This window comes from Streptomyces sp. NPDC101234 (assembly GCF_044767525.1).
GTDB lineage: Bacteria > Actinomycetota > Actinomycetes > Streptomycetales > Streptomycetaceae > Streptomyces > Streptomyces sasae.
The window spans coordinates 503255-518965 of sequence record NZ_JBIWOA010000001.1; the positions used below are offsets into that span (position 1 = coordinate 503255).

General features: G+C 70.9%; 11 protein-coding genes. 7 read left to right on the forward strand and 4 right to left on the reverse strand.

Translation table 11 applies throughout. From position 1 onward, the window contains the following. The first annotated feature begins 26 nt into the window (after positions 1 to 26). Positions 27 to 518 carry a PH domain-containing protein gene (locus ACIRR9_RS02395; protein ID WP_403746728.1) on the forward strand — a complete coding sequence of 164 codons (492 nt, stop codon included), beginning with the start codon at positions 27 to 29 and terminating at the stop codon, positions 516 to 518. Between the two features lie 15 nt (positions 519 to 533). Here ACIRR9_RS02395 and ACIRR9_RS02400 read toward each other — a convergent pair whose 3' ends face one another. Together ACIRR9_RS02400 and ACIRR9_RS02405 are read right to left on the reverse strand one after the other, a co-directional pair. Next, the gene (locus tag ACIRR9_RS02400) at positions 534 to 2009 is read right to left on the reverse strand and encodes a glycosyltransferase family 39 protein (protein WP_403746730.1); all 1476 of its coding nucleotides are present in this window, start codon (positions 2007 to 2009) and stop codon (positions 534 to 536) included. 92 nt (positions 2010 to 2101) lie between these two features. After that, positions 2102 to 3778 carry a hypothetical protein gene (locus ACIRR9_RS02405; RefSeq protein WP_403746733.1) on the reverse strand — a complete coding sequence of 559 codons (1677 nt, stop codon included), beginning with the start codon at positions 3776 to 3778 and terminating at the stop codon, positions 2102 to 2104. A 290-nt stretch (positions 3779 to 4068) separates the two neighbouring features. On the opposite strand from ACIRR9_RS02405, the gene ACIRR9_RS02410 reads away from it, so the two are divergent. Further along, a complete protein-coding gene (locus ACIRR9_RS02410) occupies positions 4069 to 6228 on the forward strand; it encodes a DEAD/DEAH box helicase (RefSeq protein ID WP_403746736.1) in 2160 nt (719 codons plus the stop codon). Here the strand turns inward: ACIRR9_RS02410 and ACIRR9_RS02415 are convergent. Then, positions 6225 to 7853, reverse strand: coding sequence for an IS200/IS605 family accessory protein TnpB-related protein (locus ACIRR9_RS02415; protein WP_403746738.1), 1629 nt, complete (start codon positions 7851 to 7853; stop codon positions 6225 to 6227). The genes ACIRR9_RS02410 and ACIRR9_RS02415 overlap by 4 nt on opposite strands. A 217-nt stretch (positions 7854 to 8070) precedes the next feature. Between ACIRR9_RS02415 and ACIRR9_RS02420 the strand changes: the two genes are divergently transcribed. Then, positions 8071 to 8493 (forward strand): hypothetical protein, encoded by a 423-nt coding sequence (locus tag ACIRR9_RS02420; protein WP_403746741.1) that lies wholly within the window; start codon positions 8071 to 8073, stop codon positions 8491 to 8493. A gap of 13 nt (positions 8494 to 8506) precedes the next feature. On the opposite strand, the gene ACIRR9_RS02425 is transcribed toward ACIRR9_RS02420, so the two are convergent. Further along, positions 8507 to 9508, reverse strand: coding sequence for a LacI family DNA-binding transcriptional regulator (locus ACIRR9_RS02425; protein WP_403746744.1), 1002 nt, complete (start codon positions 9506 to 9508; stop codon positions 8507 to 8509). 273 nt (positions 9509 to 9781) lie between these two features. Between ACIRR9_RS02425 and ACIRR9_RS02430 the strand changes: the two genes are divergently transcribed. Genes ACIRR9_RS02430 through ACIRR9_RS02445 form a run of 4 tightly spaced genes read left to right on the forward strand, consistent with a single transcriptional unit; the run spans position 9782 to position 15696 of the window. Then, positions 9782 to 11125 (forward strand): ABC transporter substrate-binding protein, encoded by a 1344-nt coding sequence (locus ACIRR9_RS02430; RefSeq protein WP_403746747.1) that lies wholly within the window; start codon positions 9782 to 9784, stop codon positions 11123 to 11125. 7 nt (positions 11126 to 11132) lie between these two features. Continuing rightward, a complete protein-coding gene (locus tag ACIRR9_RS02435) occupies positions 11133 to 12083 on the forward strand; it encodes a carbohydrate ABC transporter permease (RefSeq protein WP_403746750.1) in 951 nt (316 codons plus the stop codon). Positions 12084 to 12130: 47 nt separating this feature from the next. Next, the gene (locus ACIRR9_RS02440) at positions 12131 to 12937 is read left to right on the forward strand and encodes a carbohydrate ABC transporter permease (RefSeq protein ID WP_403747034.1); all 807 of its coding nucleotides are present in this window, start codon (positions 12131 to 12133) and stop codon (positions 12935 to 12937) included. 26 nt (positions 12938 to 12963) lie between these two features. Beyond that, complete coding sequence (locus tag ACIRR9_RS02445; protein WP_403746752.1) at positions 12964 to 15696, forward strand: glycosyl hydrolase-related protein; 2733 nt, start codon at positions 12964 to 12966, stop codon at positions 15694 to 15696. Positions 15697 to 15711: the final 15 nt, after the last annotated feature.

The window sequence follows — 15711 nt, forward strand, 5'->3', positions numbered from 1 at the left end:
GCGCCGGTCGGGTCGAGAGGACAGTAATGAGTTACGCGGAGAGATACCTCGCGGATGACGAGGAGCTGGTGTACGCCACACGCCAGCACTGGACGGAACTGTTCACGGAGTTCGTCCTGTTGGTCCTGGTCTGGCTGGTGGCCGGCGCGCTGTTCTGGCTGCTGGACTTCGGCGCCGTCGCCGACTACGTGGTGGCCGGGCTCGCGGTGATCGCCTCGCTCTGGCTCTGGCTCATACCCCTGCTCGCCTGGCGCGGCACCGTGTACCTCGTGACCTCGAAGCGGATCTACCGGCGCAGCGGCTTCCTGACCAGGACGGAGCACAGCATTCCGCTGTCGCGGATCAACGACGTGTCGTTCAGGGCCACTCTGTGGGAGCGCATCCTGCACGAGGGCACCGTCTCCATCCAGTCCGCCTCCGAGCACGGTCTGCTCACCCTCAAGCACGTCCCCGACCCCGAGCACCTCAACGAGATCATCAACCAGGCCATGGACGTGGAGGAGCACCGCGCCCAGTAGCGGGCGCCCCTGCGGTCAGTCGTAGTGCAGGAAACGCGGCCACAGGACGTGCCACGGTCGCACCGGGCCGTGGCACAGGTAGACGGCGCGGCCCTGTTCCTCGCTGTCGATGCGGTAGCCGCTGTCCAGCCGGCCCTCGGCACGGCAGTCGGCGAACTGGGCGGAAAGCCAGGCCCGGTCGTCGATGCCGACGACGACGGCCGTCCGGGCGGAGTCGGGCGGGGTGCCCAGGGTGCGCAGGGCGTTCTGGCCGCTGTACAGGACCTGCCGGGGAACGCCGTGGGCGGCGCCGTAGCGGTCGAGGGCGCCGTACTCGCCGTAGTTGCCGGTGATGACGATCGCGCCGGGGCGGTAGACGGCGGCGATCTGGGCGACGTAGCGCGGCCAGCCGATCTCGTCCCCGAGTCCCTGGTCGGCCTCGGCGAGGTGCAGCTTCTCCTGGCTGTGGAGGGAGAGCACCGGCAGGGCGAACGCCACCGAGGTCACCAGGTTCAGTACGAGGAGGAGCGCGAACAGCGCCCGGCTGTGCCGTCGTTCGGCCAGCGCCCGCGCCACCGGCACGGAACCCACCGCGTACAGCACCAGCACCATGCCCATGGCGTAGTAGGGCTGTGCGGCGATGGCGCAGAGCAGCACCAGCAGCAGGAGATAGCCGACGCCGAAGGCGCGCACGGCCCGCAGTTCCGCATCGCGCAGCACCCGCACCAGGCCCACCACGGCGATGTACGACAGGGGCGGTCCGACCGTGAGGAAGAAGAACGGGACGTTCAGCACGCCGCCCAGGGCCCCCTTGTCCGAGCGGAGCGCGCCGGCCATGGTCAGCACCGGGAAGTGATGGGTGACCTGGTAGACGAGGTTCGGTACGCCGATCAGCGCGGCCAGCCCCGTCCCCGCCCACGGCCACCACGAGCGCAGCACCCGGCGCGGTCCCACCGCCAGCAGACCGGCGCCCAGCGCGGCCAGGAGCAGCAGCACCAGCAGCTTGTTGTAGAGGCCCACTCCGACCACCGCGCCGACGGCGAGCCACCACCGCGGCTGGTCACGCAGCAGCGCCCGGAAGGCGAACAGGGCGACGGCCAGCCATATGACCATGTCCAGCGACGTGGTCACGAACAGATGCCCGAAGGTCAGCACGAGCGTCCCCGAGGCGCCGGCGGCCGCCAGCGTCTGGGCGCCACGGCCGCCGCCGGTCTCCCGGGCGACCAGCGCGCACAGGTACGCCACCGCGCCCGCCGCCAGGACGGCGGGCACCCGCAGACCGCGCACGGTGTCCCCGAACACGGCGATCGACGCGCGGGTGAGCAGCGGCGTGCCGGGCGGCTGGTCGATGTATCCCCAGGCGGGATGGCGGCCCAGCACCCGGAAGTACAACTCGTCCCGGTGATAGCCGTACCGCGAGGCGAAGATCAGCAGCAACGCCATCACCGCGAGCGCCACCACCGAGACCGGGAGCCAGGCGAAGCCACGACGCTGCGGGCCGGAGTCCGTCACGGCGAGAACCTAGCCGCGCACCCCACGGGTACGGAAGCCGTATGCCGCAAGTGGTATGACGCTACGTCAATTCCGGCATCCGGCACCGGGTTTCAGCGGACGTCGACGTAGTCGGTGACCCTCGCGCTCCTGAGGTAGTGGTCTCCGGTCTCGCGGCTGACGGCGAGGGCGTAGGTGCCGTCCTGTTTGGCGGCCACGATGCCGACGAGGTGGCCGTTCTTGTCGGTGTCCAGTTCGCAGACGTAGTGGTAGGTGCTGGAGCCGCGGGGCTTGAAGTAGAGGGTGGGCCAGCCGCCGTCGTAGAGCGGCTTCCAGGTGCTGCCCTTCTTGTACTGGACGGTGCCGCCGAAGTTGATCGGCTGTCCCCTGCGGACCGGGTTCGGGGAGGCGTGGAAGCCGGTGATGCGGGTGGTGTAGCGGTAGAGGTGCACGGGCTTGGTGGTGCTGGTGCCCAGATCGGGGTTGCCGTCGAAGCGGGCTCGCCAGTAGGCGTCGGTGTCCGGGGCGGTGAGGGTGCGGGCGAACGTCTCCTCGAACAGCGGCTTGTTGTAGCGGATCGGGAGGGGAACGGCGGTGGCGTTCTTCCAGCCGGTCCTGCCGTCCTTGGAGTACTGCAGGGTGACGGTGGGCTTGGCGGGCCATTTCGCGCGCGCGTCTTCGTAGTAGACGTGGCCGGAGACCTTCAGGGAGCCGCCGTCGGTGAGGTCCGCGCTCATGTCGGTGTGGGTGGTGTACGCGACGTGCAGGCTGAAGGGTTGGGTGGCGACCTGCTGGAAGGGCATGTAGTCGGTGCCGGCGAAGAGTTCGGCGTTCGGAGCGGGGCTCTCCGAGGAGACGCGCAGGGTGTAGTCGCCCCGGCTGTCGGTGGTTGTCTGCCCGGCCACCACCGGGGAGTCCTCAAGGGTGATCGCGGTGTTCGGCAGCGGCTGCCAGCCGGCGGTGGTCTGGATCTCGGCGTGGCCGGTGACGGTGCCGGTGGCGCCCTGTTTCAGGTTCAGGGCGTGTGTGCTGGCGGAGAAGCGGACCGGTGCCTGGGTGGTGTGCAGCCACTGGTCGGGGTACGTCGACAGGTCGATCGCCCCCGGGTAGCTGCTGGAGGCCTGGGGTGCGACGAACAGCCGGAAGGACGTCTCGGTGGGGACGTAGGCGGCGGTGAAGCGGCCGTCGGGGCCGGCGGTCGCGGTCACGGTCGTCCGGCCGAGTCCGGTGTCGGCGACGACGTCGACGGGGGTGCCGTCGGCGGGAGTCGGGGTGTCGGGGGTGCGGGGGTCCTGGGCGACGACGGTGCCGCTGACGGAGACCTGCTGGTGGAGGTAGTCCGGCACGCTCGGGGTGGCGGTGAGACCGGAGATCGTGAGGATGGTCCGGTACCGCAGGGGGTCGGGGGAGAGGGCGCCGGTGACGGTGGCGCCGGAGGCGTCCTGGAGGTCGACGGTGACCCGGTAGTCACCGAGGTCCGCCAGGTGGACCGGCGCCCGCCAGGTACCGGACGTCGCGTCCTGTCCTGAGTACTGGGTGAAGTCCTCGGTCGATCCGGCCTCTTGGGCTCCGTCCGGTGAGTCCAGCGGATAGAAGTGAGCCGTGATGCGGGTGATCGGGCTGTCGGAGTGCGCTGTCACGAAGACCAGCCCCGGCTCGTTCCAGCCGTTGGCGTCGGACAGGACGGGACCGCCCGCGGTGCCGTCCGCCTGCGCCGGGGCGAGGCCCGTGAACAGGGAGGCGGACAGCGCGGTCGCCGTGGCCGCCGCCAGGAAGGTGCTGCGTCTCATGATGATCCCCCCGGAGAATCGGTCGACTGCGAGCGGGACTCCGGGGAGCGGGCGGCAGGGCCGCGTCCGGTCCGGAACCCGCGGGTCCCCACCCGCACGCTCACATGATCGAGCACTGTAACGACGCGCTCCGGCAGGCCGGCGCGCGGGTGGGCCGTTCGATCACGCCGACGGCTCCTCGAACGCCGGTCGGCACCTCGCCGGACTCGGTCGGCGGCTGCTCGAACGCCGGTCGGTGGCCGGCGCGTGTGGTGGGAGGATGCGGGGACGGCGAGGGAGGGGCGGGGAGCGTGGGGCGGGCGGAGCGGGACGTGGTCGCGAGGGCGGCGCGGCTGCACCAGGCGGCTCGGAACGTGGTCGGCGACCACGGCGGGGCCGTCGAGGCGGTACGGGCGGTCCTGACGCCGATCCACGACACCGCGGTGCGGCGGGAACTCGACGCCATCCCGGTCGCCCGGCTGCAGGACGTCACCGAGGGACGGCTGCGGCTGGGCAGCGTCGAGCAGAGCGGACTGCGGACCGTGGGCGCCGTGCTCGCGGCGGGCCCCTATCGGCTGCGGCAGATCCCCGGCGTCGGACAGCGCACCGTCGACCAGATGCTCGCCGCCGCCCGCAGGCTCTCCGACGCCGCGCACGAGACCGTCGCCGTCCATATCGACGTGGACCGGCCCGAACCGAGCACCACCGCCCTCGTCACGGCGCTGCACGTCCTGGTGGAGGCCGGCCCGGACGCCCGGCGCGCCGTCGACCGGGCCGCCACGCTGTCACAACGGCTGGAGCCGCTGCTCGCCGACGCACGGCCCGCCGCCGGGCGGTTCCGGATGCTCCTCGCGGGCCGGGAGAAGAAGGCCCGCGCGCTGACGGCGGTGGCCGGACTGCGCACGCTGGTGGAGGAGGCGGAGCGGGCGCTGCTGCCCGAACTGTTCGCCCAGGCCTCGGTGGACCTGCTCCGGGGACCGTCGTCCGACCTGGCCGCCTGGGCGGACTTCGAACTCCGCTCCGCCGACTACTACAGCCTGCTCGCGGAGATCTCCGGTGCGGCACCCGACGCTGCCGCCGCCGAGGGCTTCCTGCCGGACGAGATCGCCGAACGGGTCCGGTCCCAGCACCTCGACGACTCGCACCGGCGGGTCTCCCTGCGCGGCTACCAGGCGTTCGGCGCGCGGTTCGCCCTCGCACAGCGCCAGGTGATCCTCGGCGACGAGATGGGGCTCGGGAAGACCATCCAGGCGATCGCCGTGCTGGCCCACCTGGCCGCCGAGGGGCAGAGCCACTTCATGGTCGTGTGCCCGGCGAGCGTCCTCGTGAACTGGACCCGGGAGATCGAGGCCCGCAGTGCCCTGCGCGTCCTGCTGCTGCACGGCCCCGACCGGCGTGACGCGTTCGCCGACTGGAAGGGACGGGGCGGGGTCGGGGTGACCACGTTCGACGCCCTGCGCGGCTTTCCCGCACCGGGCGGCGGCGAGGTCGGCCTGTTCGTGGTCGACGAGGCGCACTCCGTGAAGAACCCCAAGGCCAAGCGGTCCCAGGCGGTCGCCGAGTGGGCGGAGGGCTGTGAGCGCACCCTCTTCATGACCGGCACCCCGATGGAGAACCGGGTCGCGGAGTTCCGCAACCTGGTCGGGATGCTCGACCGGGGTGTCGCGGAGTCCCTGGACGACGGGGACGCGCTGGCCGGCTCGGTCGCCTTCCGCAAGGCCGTCGCCCCCGTCTATCTGCGGCGCAACCAGCAGGACGTGCTGACGGAGCTCCCCAGCCTCCAGCACACCGACGAGTGGGAGGAGCTGAGCGCGTCGGACGAGGAGGCGTACCGGGAGGCCGTGCGGGCCGGCAACTTCATGGCGATGCGCCGGGCCGCGTATCTGCGCCCGGAGAAGTCGGCCAAGCTGGAGCGGCTGCGGGAGATCGTCGAGGAGGCCGGCGAGAACGGGCAGAAGACCGTGGTCTTCTCCAACTTCAAGGACGTCCTGCGCGTGGTCGAGGAGGCACTCGACGGCGGCACCGCGGTCTTCGGCCCGCTCACCGGTGGCGTTCCGGCGGCACGTCGGCAGCAGTTCGTCGACGACTTCGCCGCCGCCCCGGGCCCCGCCGTGCTCCTGGCGCAGATCCAGGCGGCGGGCGTCGGCCTCAACATGCAGGCCGCCTCCGTCGTGGTCATCTGCGAACCCCAGATCAAGCCCACCATCGAACACCAGGCGGTGGCCAGGGCCCACCGCATGGGCCAGGTCAGACCGGTCCGCGTACACCGCCTGCTCGCCACCGGGGGAGTGGACGAACGCCTGGTGAGGATGCTGGAGCGCAAGACCCGTTTGTTCGACGCCTACGCCCGCCGCAGCGCGGTGGCCGAGGCCACCCCGGACGCGGTCGACGTCTCGGACCTCGAACTGGCCCGCCGGATCGTGGAGGAGGAACAGGCACGCCTGGGCATGACGGACGGGAACCGTTTCTAGAGACTGAGCGGGAGTGAGTCCTGTTGCCAGAGCCCATGCTCAGCCGAACGCCCCGAACGGTGTTGGGCGTTCTGGTCCACCGCGTTCGCTCCGCATCCGGCGCCGACGGATCGTGTCCGTGGTCCGGGAATGCGGGGGCGGTTTCCCTCACGCCCCGAGGCCACCGGTCGGGCCTGGACGGTCCGATGCCCCGTACGATCGCTCTGGTCGTGCGGGGGCGGTGCCGTTCGTCGCCTGATCGGGTGTCCCAGGGCGCGCCTTCCGATCGCCACGGCGGCCGCGTCGTGGCGAGTGGTTGTGCGGTTGTTGCTGGTGAGGGGTTTCTGCCAGTGCTGGGCACCCCACCGGCTGGTGTAGGCGGGGTCGACGGCGACGATCGGGATGCCGAGTTCGGCCGCCATGGATACGAGTCGGGCCCGCAGCCTGGAGGTGGGCATGCCGGAGATGAGCTTGCGGAAGCGCTTCTTGCGGCCGTGTTTCTCGCGGGTGGTCTCGGCGGTGAAGTCGAGGTCTTCGATGGCGATGGCGAGGTGGTGGCGTCTGGCCCAGTGCAGCAGGCGGATGAGGGCGTGGCGGACCTGGGCGTCGCGGTGGTCGGCGGTGCCGGTGAGGTCGTAGCCGAAGCGGAGTGGCCGGCCGACGGGGTTGCCGTGCGCGTCGAGGCGCCAGGCGGCCAGGTGGTCGGCGTTGGTGTCCACACCGACCAGCCCCCTCGCGCGGGCCGCGGCCAGGGGTACGGTCTGGGCCGGGGGGATCGTCCAGGACGCGGTCAGGTACCAGCGTCCGCGTGCCGTGTCTTCGTGGATGCGGTAGGTAACGGCCCGGTTGGCTGCCACGCGGTCGGACCACTGCTCGCCCCGGTGCGCGAACGACACCGTCGCGGCGAGGACGTACCGCCCGTGCGGCGCGTTCGCCAGGTGTGCCAGCGGTGCGGGGAGTTTGATGGAGACCTCGCCGCCGTCGGTGACGCGGATGGTCTCGTTGCCGAACCGCTTTCCGGACTCACCGTCGGCCTGGAGAAACCGGCGTCCGGCCTCCCACCGCGTGCGCCACTGCTCCTCGGTGAGCTGCGCCTGCTCCAGATGGTGGCGGGTGTTCAGCAGCCTCTTCCCGCCCCGTACCACACAGACGCGTCCGGCTTCCCGGTCCGCTCGGGCCGCGTCGAGCCGGCCGACGAGAACGCACAGGCGGCGGGACTTCGCGAACCACTCCTGCCGACTGCGGTACCCGCCCGGCGCCCGCTTGCCGCCCTTCGCACCGACAGGCAGGGACAGACGGTGCGCGACGGTGCGCACACCCGCTTCCAGACTCTGGATGTGGGCGCCCTGCCCGCGTCGGGCGAGCGCCCACTGGTCATGCGTGGCCTTTGTGACGCTGCCCGCCCACCGGGAGGAAGACTCCTCGGTCAGGGCCCGCTTACGCTGCGCCCATTGCCCGGCGTCGTGCTCCAGCCCGGCCGCGCAGCGGGCCTTCAGGTCCCGGGACGCGAGCGCGCCCAGGTGATCACCGACCAGGCGCAGTACCTTCTCGTCCTCGGCAGCCAGCCCCTTGAGCCGGTCGCGGATCGCAACTCCCGAGGGGCCGGGGACCACGAACGGCGCCGCCATCTCCCGCAGTCCGCCCATCCCTTCACCCTCCGTCCCGGCGTCCCCCGAAAAGCCGTCACGGTATCCAACGACCACCGCCAGGAAAGGTCACACATTCGGCAGAGGAACCTTCGTTCTGCCCCGTGCGGTCGTACACGCCGCAGCCAGAACACTCACCCATGTGCGCCAGAACGCGCCCGCGCGCAGTTAACCGCCAGCAGTCCGTAACCCCGTCGAGAGAGCGGAGGCGTGACACATGACCGCGGTCCACGCACTGATCCATCTCCATGACTTCGACGACGGGAGCGCCGACTTCAAGCTGATCGGGGTCTTCTCCTCGCCGGAGCGGGCGGCGCAGGCCCGGGCCGTCACCGCGGAACTCCCCGGGTTCAGGGACTCCCCGGACGGTTTCCTGGTTGTTCCGCTGGAGGTGGACCGCGGGCCGGCCGCGGAAGGCCTGCCCGCGGAGGTGCACCTGCTCTGCCGGATCCTGGAAGAGCCCGGCCACGGTGAGGAGGTCGTCGTCCTCGGCGCGTACCGCTCCGAGGAGCAGGCCCGGGCGGCGGCCTCGGCGTATCGCGAAGGCCCGCCGGAAGCCGAGTGGGAGGTCTCCCCGGTGGACCTGGACGAGCGGACGTGGGCCGACGGCTTCTGCACCGTCCGGTACGACGAAGAGTGAGCCCCCGAGCCTCCTACCCCGACTCGCGCACCCGCAGTTCCGCCCCCACCGTCAGTTCGTCGGCGTGCAGCGGGCCGCTTCCGGTCAGCAGGCGGGCCGCCTGTTCGACGGCGAGCGCGCCGAGGCCGCGGGTGTCCAGGGCCACCGTGGTCAGCGGCGGCTCCACGAGCGCGCCCAGCCGCAGACCGTCGAAGCCGATCACCGCGAGGTCCCGGGGCACCTCCCGGCCCAGCCGGCGCGCGGCGCGCAGCGCCCCGATGGCGATGATGTCGTTGAAGACGAACACGGCGGTCAGGTCGGGGCAGCGGGCGAGGAGTTCCTGAAGCGCCCGCTCCCCGCCCTCGACGCTCTGGTCCGCGCGGGCCACCGAACCGGCGTCCAGTCCGCACGCGGCCATCGCGCCGTCGAACCACTCGTGCCGGACGCTCGGCTCGGACCGTTCCGCGTGGTCCAGCATGCCGATGCGCCGGTGCCCCGCCCCGGTCAGATGCCGGATCGCCGCGTGGACGCCCGCCTCGCCGTCGATCCGGATCGAACTGAACCGTTCGGTGCGGTGCTTGCGGTCGATGAGGACGACGGGGAGTCCGCGGGTGAGCTTCGCGATCTCGTCCTCCGGCAGGCTCAGATAGCCCACGACCGCGTCCACCTGCGAGGCGATCACCTCCAGCGTGCCCCGCTCCTCCTCGACACGGTCACCGGTGTCGTACACGACCACATGCCAGCCGCGGGCCCGGGCCGCGTCCAGCGCGGCCGCGGCGACCTCGGTGAAGAACGGGTTGAGCAGATCGGGGATCACCAGTCCGACGCTGAACGTGTCCTGCCGTACCAGCCCCCTGGCGAACCGGCTCGGCCGGTAGCCGAGCTCCAGGGCGGCGTCCAGGACGCGCTGCTTGGTGGAGACGCCGATCTCGCCCTTGTCGTTGAGCGCCCGTGACACGGTCTGCCGGGACACGCCCGCGGCCTCGGCCACATCGTCGATCGTCACCCTGCGGGGTCCGGTCCCCGACGACGCCATCACTCACCTCCGCGAAATTGCCGACGAGCCCGCGTCGCAGGGACGTCGCAGGGACACCGAGTATGCCGTGTCCCGGGTTCTGAGCCTTGACACTCCGGCGGACCGGAGCACACACTCCCAATCACTTCCCGTTACCGCTCCCGTGAGCGCTCACGGTACCGCTCACGGACCCACATTCCAACCAGAAGCATTCCAACCGGAAGGCATCCGCCTCCAGGTGTCAACGTCGACCCGCCTGACCCGCCTCGCCAGGCGATCTCTGGAACGGAAGATATGAGCAGCACAGTCACTCGCACCCGCCTCGCCGTCGCGGCCGCCACAGCGGGCATCGTCGTACTCGCCGGATGTTCCTCATCGGATTCGTCCGGTTCGTCGGACAAGGCGTCCGGCGCCTCCTGCGCGCCCACGAAGGGCAAGGTCACCCTCCAGTACTGGAACACCGTTCCGGGCATGGACAAGGTCGTCGCCCTGTGGAACAAGCAGCACCCGGACGTCCAGGTCGAGACGAAGAACATCTCCAACGACCAGTACGGCACCCTCGGCAACGCCCTCAAGGCGGGCAAGGCCCCGGACCTCGCCCAGGTCGGCTACGACGAACTCCCCAACCTCCGCACCCAGAGCGCCTTCGTGGACGCCTCGGCGTGCAGGACGGCCACCGCGGCCAAGTCGAAGTTCGTGCCCTGGACCTGGTCGCAGACCAGCTTCGGCGACACCGGCGTCTTCGCGATCCCGCAGGACACCGGCCCGATGGCCCTGTACGTCCGCAGTGACCTCTTCAAGAAGTACAACGTTGCCATCCCCACCACCTGGGCCGAGTACCAGGCGGCCGCCGAGAAGCTGCACAAGGCGGATTCCAACCTCTCCATGACGTTCTTCGACCCGAACAACGCCGAGTGGTTCAACGGGCTGCTCTGGCAGAACAGCGCCAAGATGTACGGCTACTCCGGCGACAAGTGGCAGGTCACCGTCGACTCGGCGCAGAGCCGGCAGGTCGCCGACTACTGGCAGAAGCTGATCTCCGAGAAGGTCGTGCGCACCGACCTCGCCCACGGCTCCACGCAGATGTACGCGGCGTACCAGAAGGACCAGATCGCCACCTACGTCGGCGCCGCCTGGGGCTACAGCATGTTCCGCGACAACCTGCCCAAGCAGGCCGGGAAGTGGACCATCGTCCCGATGCCGACCTGGGGCGCGAACGGCACGTCCGGTGACTGGGGCGGCTCGACCGTCGCCTTCATGAAGGGCAGCCAGCACCTCTACGAGTCGGTCGAGTTCAACACCTGGCTGAACACCGACCCGGACGCCCTGGCGCTGGAGAACAAGTTCGGCGGCCTCTACCCGGCGGCCACCGCGGGCCTGGACCTGCCCGCGCTGAAGCAGGGCGTGCCGTACTACGGCAACCAGAAGATCTTCGATGTCTTCGCCGACTCCTCCAAGAAGATCGACACCAGCTTCGCCTGGGGCCCCACCCAGAAGACGGTGAACCTGGCCCTCCAGGACGCGATGGCCAAGGCCGCGGCCGGCAACGGCACGCTGTCCGACGCGATCGCGGCGGCCCAGGCCGGCGCGCTGAAGTCGATGAAGGACCAGGCGATCCCGGCGACGGCAGGCAAGTGACCGTTCGATGACCGACCTCGCAACCCGTCCGGCCGACGTGGTCACCGCGTCCGGGGGCCGCCGCCTGCGTCAGGGCGGCGGCGGTCCCCGGGCGGGCACCGTCGCCGCGTTCCTGACCCCGTTCTTCCTGCCGTTCGTGTTGTTCTACCTGGTGCCGGTCGGCTACGCGCTCTGGCAGAGCTTCCGCGTCGTGCGCCGCACCGGCGGTCAGTACGGGACGTCGTACACGACCTTCGGCGGCTTCGAGCAGTACGTGAAGGTGTTCCAGAACGACGAGTTCTGGTCCAGCATCGGCCGCATCGGGCTGTTCGGCATCGTGCAGGTGCCGGTCATGCTCTTCGTGGCCCTGATCATCGCGTTGTTGCTGGACACCCCGCTGCTGCGGTTCAAGGGCTTCTTCCGCATCACCGCGTTCATGCCGTACGCGGTGCCCGGTGTCATCGCCGCGATCATGTGGTCGTACCTCTACTCGCCCCAGCTCAGCCCCGTCGTCGACCTCCTGAACGGCATCGGACTGCACCCCGACTTCCTGGGTCCGAGCGCTGTGCTCTGGTCGGCCGCGAACGTCTCCACCTGGCTGTGGACCGGCTACAACATGCTGATCATGTACTCGGCGCTGCAGTCGATCCCGCAGGAGCTCTACGAGGCCGCGAAGCTCGACGGCGCGAGCAACTGGGCGATCGCCTGGCGGGTCAAGGTCCCGATCATCGCCCCGTCGATCGTCCTGACCACCGTCTTCTCGATCATCGGCACCCTGCAGCTGTACGCGGAGCCGGCCGTGCTGCGGCAGATCTCCTCGAACATCTCCAGCACGTTCACCCCGAACATGCTCGCCTACACGGTGGCCTCCGGGAACAACTACCAGCAGGCCGCGGCCATTTCCGTCGTCATCGCCGTCATCACCTTCGTCTTGAGCTTCGGGTTCATGCGACTGACCTCGAAGAAGGCCGGACTGTGAGCAACCCCTCCGTGACTCGTGAGAGCCGCGTCAGCCGTACGGCCGTCATGGCCCTGATGCTCCTGCTGACCGTCTACTTCCTGCTGCCGGTCTACTTCCTGGTCGTCGCGTCGACCAAGCCGCAGGGCGACATGGCCTCCACCAACGGCCTGCTGTTCTCGCACTTCAACCTGTTCGACAACCTGCACACCCTGTTCACCCGCAGCGACGGCATCTTCGGCCGCTGGGCCCTGAACACCGTCGTCTACGCGGTGCTCGGCGCGGCCGTCGGCACCCTGATCTCCGCGCTGTGCGGCTACGCCCTCGCCAAGTTCCCCTTCCGCGGCCGGGAGTTCCTGTTCTCCGTCGTCCTCGGCGGGGTCCTGGTCCCCACCACCGCGCTCGCCCTGCCGCTGTTCCTGCTGTTCTCGGCGACCGGGCTCGTCAACACCTACCTCGCGGTCTTCCTGCCCAGCATCGTCAGCCCGTTCGGCGTCTACCTCGCGCGGATCTTCGCCGACGCGGCCGTCCCGCAGGAGCTGATCGAGTCGGCGCGACTGGACGGCGCGGGCGAGTTCCGCACCTTCTTCTCCGTGTCGTTCCGGCTGATGACACCCGCGCTAGTGACCATCTTCCTGTTCCAGTTCGTGGCCATCTGGAACAACTTCTTCCTGCCGATGGTGATGCTGCAGAAGGAGTCCCTGTTCCCGATCACGCTCGGCCTGTACGAGTGGAACGGCCAGACCGCCCGCGCGCCGCTGCTCCAGCAGTCCATCATCACCGGTTCGCTGGTCTCGATCCTCCCGGTGATCGTCGTGTTCATCCTGCTCCAACGGTTCTGGCGGACCGGCCTCGCCGCCGGCTCCCTCAAGTGACCCCCACACAGAAGGCGTCCCCCACCATGACCGACCCGGCTGTCTTCGTGCCCCACTTCCACTGGGACCGCGAGTGGTACGAGCCGTTCCAGGTGTTCCGGCACCGCCTCGTCACCGCCCTCGACACCGTGCTGGAGACCGCCGAGACGAACCCGGACTTCCGCTTCACCGTCGACGGGCAGATGGCCGCGGTCGAGGACTACCTGGAGATGCGGCCGGAGAACCGCGACCGGGTCGCGGCCCTCGTCCGGGAGGGGCGGCTCGCGGTCGGGCCGTGGCTGATCCTGCTCGACGAGTTCCTCTGCACCGGCGAGACCATCGTCCGCAACCTCCAAATGGGGTGGGCGGCCGCCGAGCGCCTCGGCGGTGCGATGCCGATCGGCTATCTGCCGGACATGTTCGGCCACATCGCGCAGATGCCCCAGATCCTGGCCCGCGCCGGCATCGAGCACGCGGCGCTGTGGCGGGGTGTGCCGGGTTCCGTCGACGGTCACGCCTTCCGCTGGCGCGCCCCCGACGGCTCCGAGGTGCGCACCGAGTTCCTCTTCGACGGGTACGACAACGGCCTCGACGTCCTGCTGGTACCGGACCGGATCCGCAGCGCGCTCGCCGAGTACGCCGAGATGACCGCGGGCCGCTGGGGCGGCGACCCGGTGCTGGCCATGTCCGGCACCGACCACAACGCGCCCGACCCGCGGCTCGCGGACTGGCTGCGGCAGGCCTCCAGCGAGGAGCGGCCGATCACCATCGCCACGCTCGACGAGTACATCCGTAAGCACGTCAGGGACGAGGCGACCGCCGTCGTCACGGGTGAACTGCGCAGTCACGTCCGCGGCAACATCCTGCCGGGCGTGCTGTCCGTGCGGCTCGGACTGAAGCAGCGGATGGCCGCCGCCGAGCGGACCGTGGACCACGCCGAGCGGATGAACGCCCTGTGGTCCGGGCGCGACGACTCCGCCTTCCTCGCCCTCGCCTGGCACAAGATCATCGAGTCCACCGCGCACGACTCGGTGGTCGGCTCCGGCACCGACGAGACCTGCGACCAGGTCGCGGCCCGCCTCGCCGAGGCCGCGCAGACCGCCCGCGCGGTGCGGGACGCGGCCCTCGCCGAGCCCGCCGCCCGGGTGCCCAGCGACGGCTACCTGGTCGCCAACCCGCTGCCCGCACCTCGTACCGCACTCGTCGAGGTGGACGTCGTGGCCGCGCCGGAGGGCGGCACGCTGACCGCGACCACCGCCGACGGCTCGACACATCCTGTACAGCTGGTCTCCGAGGCCCCGACCGTCCTCAGCGACGAGCGGCTCGACGCCTCACAGCTGGAGCGCGTGCTCCGTCGTATCCACCGTCGTGAGCTGTTCGGTCTGCTCATCGACCGCTATGAACTCACCACGGACTCGCTGGTCTTCCACCTCGCCGAGGTGCCGGCCGGCGGTCCCTTCGACCTGATGACCCTGCGCGGCGAGGTCGCCGCCGCGGCCGCGGCGCATCCGGGGGAGTGGCGGGTGCGGACGCTGGCGCAGGCCCGGGCCACCGCGCTGGTGGCGCTGCCCGTCCCCGCCTCCGGACTGGCCGCCTTCCGGGTCGGGGCGGGCGACCGGTCCGCCGCCCCCGAGCCGCGGCTCGCTCCCGCGACCGCGACGGCGGACACCCTCTCCAACGGCCTGGTCGAGGTCACCGTCGCCGCCGACGGCACCCTGGACGTGACCGGGACCGACGGCACCGTCCTGTGGGGCGTCGGCCGGCTCGTCGACGGCGGTGACCGCGGCGACAGCTACAACTACGCGCCCCCGGCCCAGGACGTACTGGTGTCCGAGCCGACGCGGGTCGGCGTCGAACTCCTCGAAACCGGCCCGCTGCGGGCCAGGCTGCGGGTCACCCGCGTCTACGACTGGCCCGAGGCGCTCCTCGCCGGCGACCGCGACCGGCGCGCCGGCCGTACCGTGCCGACGCCCGTGGAGATGCTGGTGGAGGTACGCGCGGGCGAACCCTTCGTCCGGGTCTCCACCGCGTTCCTCAACCGCTCCGCCGACCACCGGCTGCGCTTGCACGTACCGCTCCCGCAGCCCGTCACCACCTCCGCGTCGGCCGGGCAGTTCGCCGTCACCGAGCGCGGACTGACTGCCGAGGGCGGCTGGGGCGAGTACCCGATCCCGACCTTCCCCGCGAGCTCCTTCGTGTCGGCGGGCCCGGCCACCGTCCTGCTGGACCACTCCGCCGAGTACGAACTCGTCGACGGCGGCGCCGAACTCGCCGTCACCCTGCTGCGCGCCATCGGCTCCATCAGCGTCAACATCCACCCCCTGCGGGACGAGCCCGCGGCGAGCGAGATCCCGGCCCCCGGCGCGCAGGACCTGGGCATCCGCATCGAGAACCGGTTCGCCGTGCTGCCCTCGGCGGCCGGCTGGCAGGGCGCCGACGCGGTCGCGCTCGCCGAGGAGTTCCGCAGCGATGTCCTCGTCACCCGCGGGACCGCGCCCGGCGGCGGACAGCTGCCGCCCGACGCGACCGGTGTGCGGGTCGACGGCCGGGACGTCCAGGTGTCGAGCGTCCGCCGGGTCGACGACGCCGGGCGCGGGCCCGGCACCGAGGTCCGACTGGCCGCGATGAGCGGCACCGCGACGCCCGTCCGGGTGACCGGCGCCTTCACCGAGGCCACCACCGTCGACCTGCTCGGCCGGCCGATCGCCCCCGAGCCGGTACAGGACGGGCTGGAACTCGTCCTCGGACCCTGGGAGATCCGGACCCTCGTGCTCCGGTGACCGGCACCAAGCCGA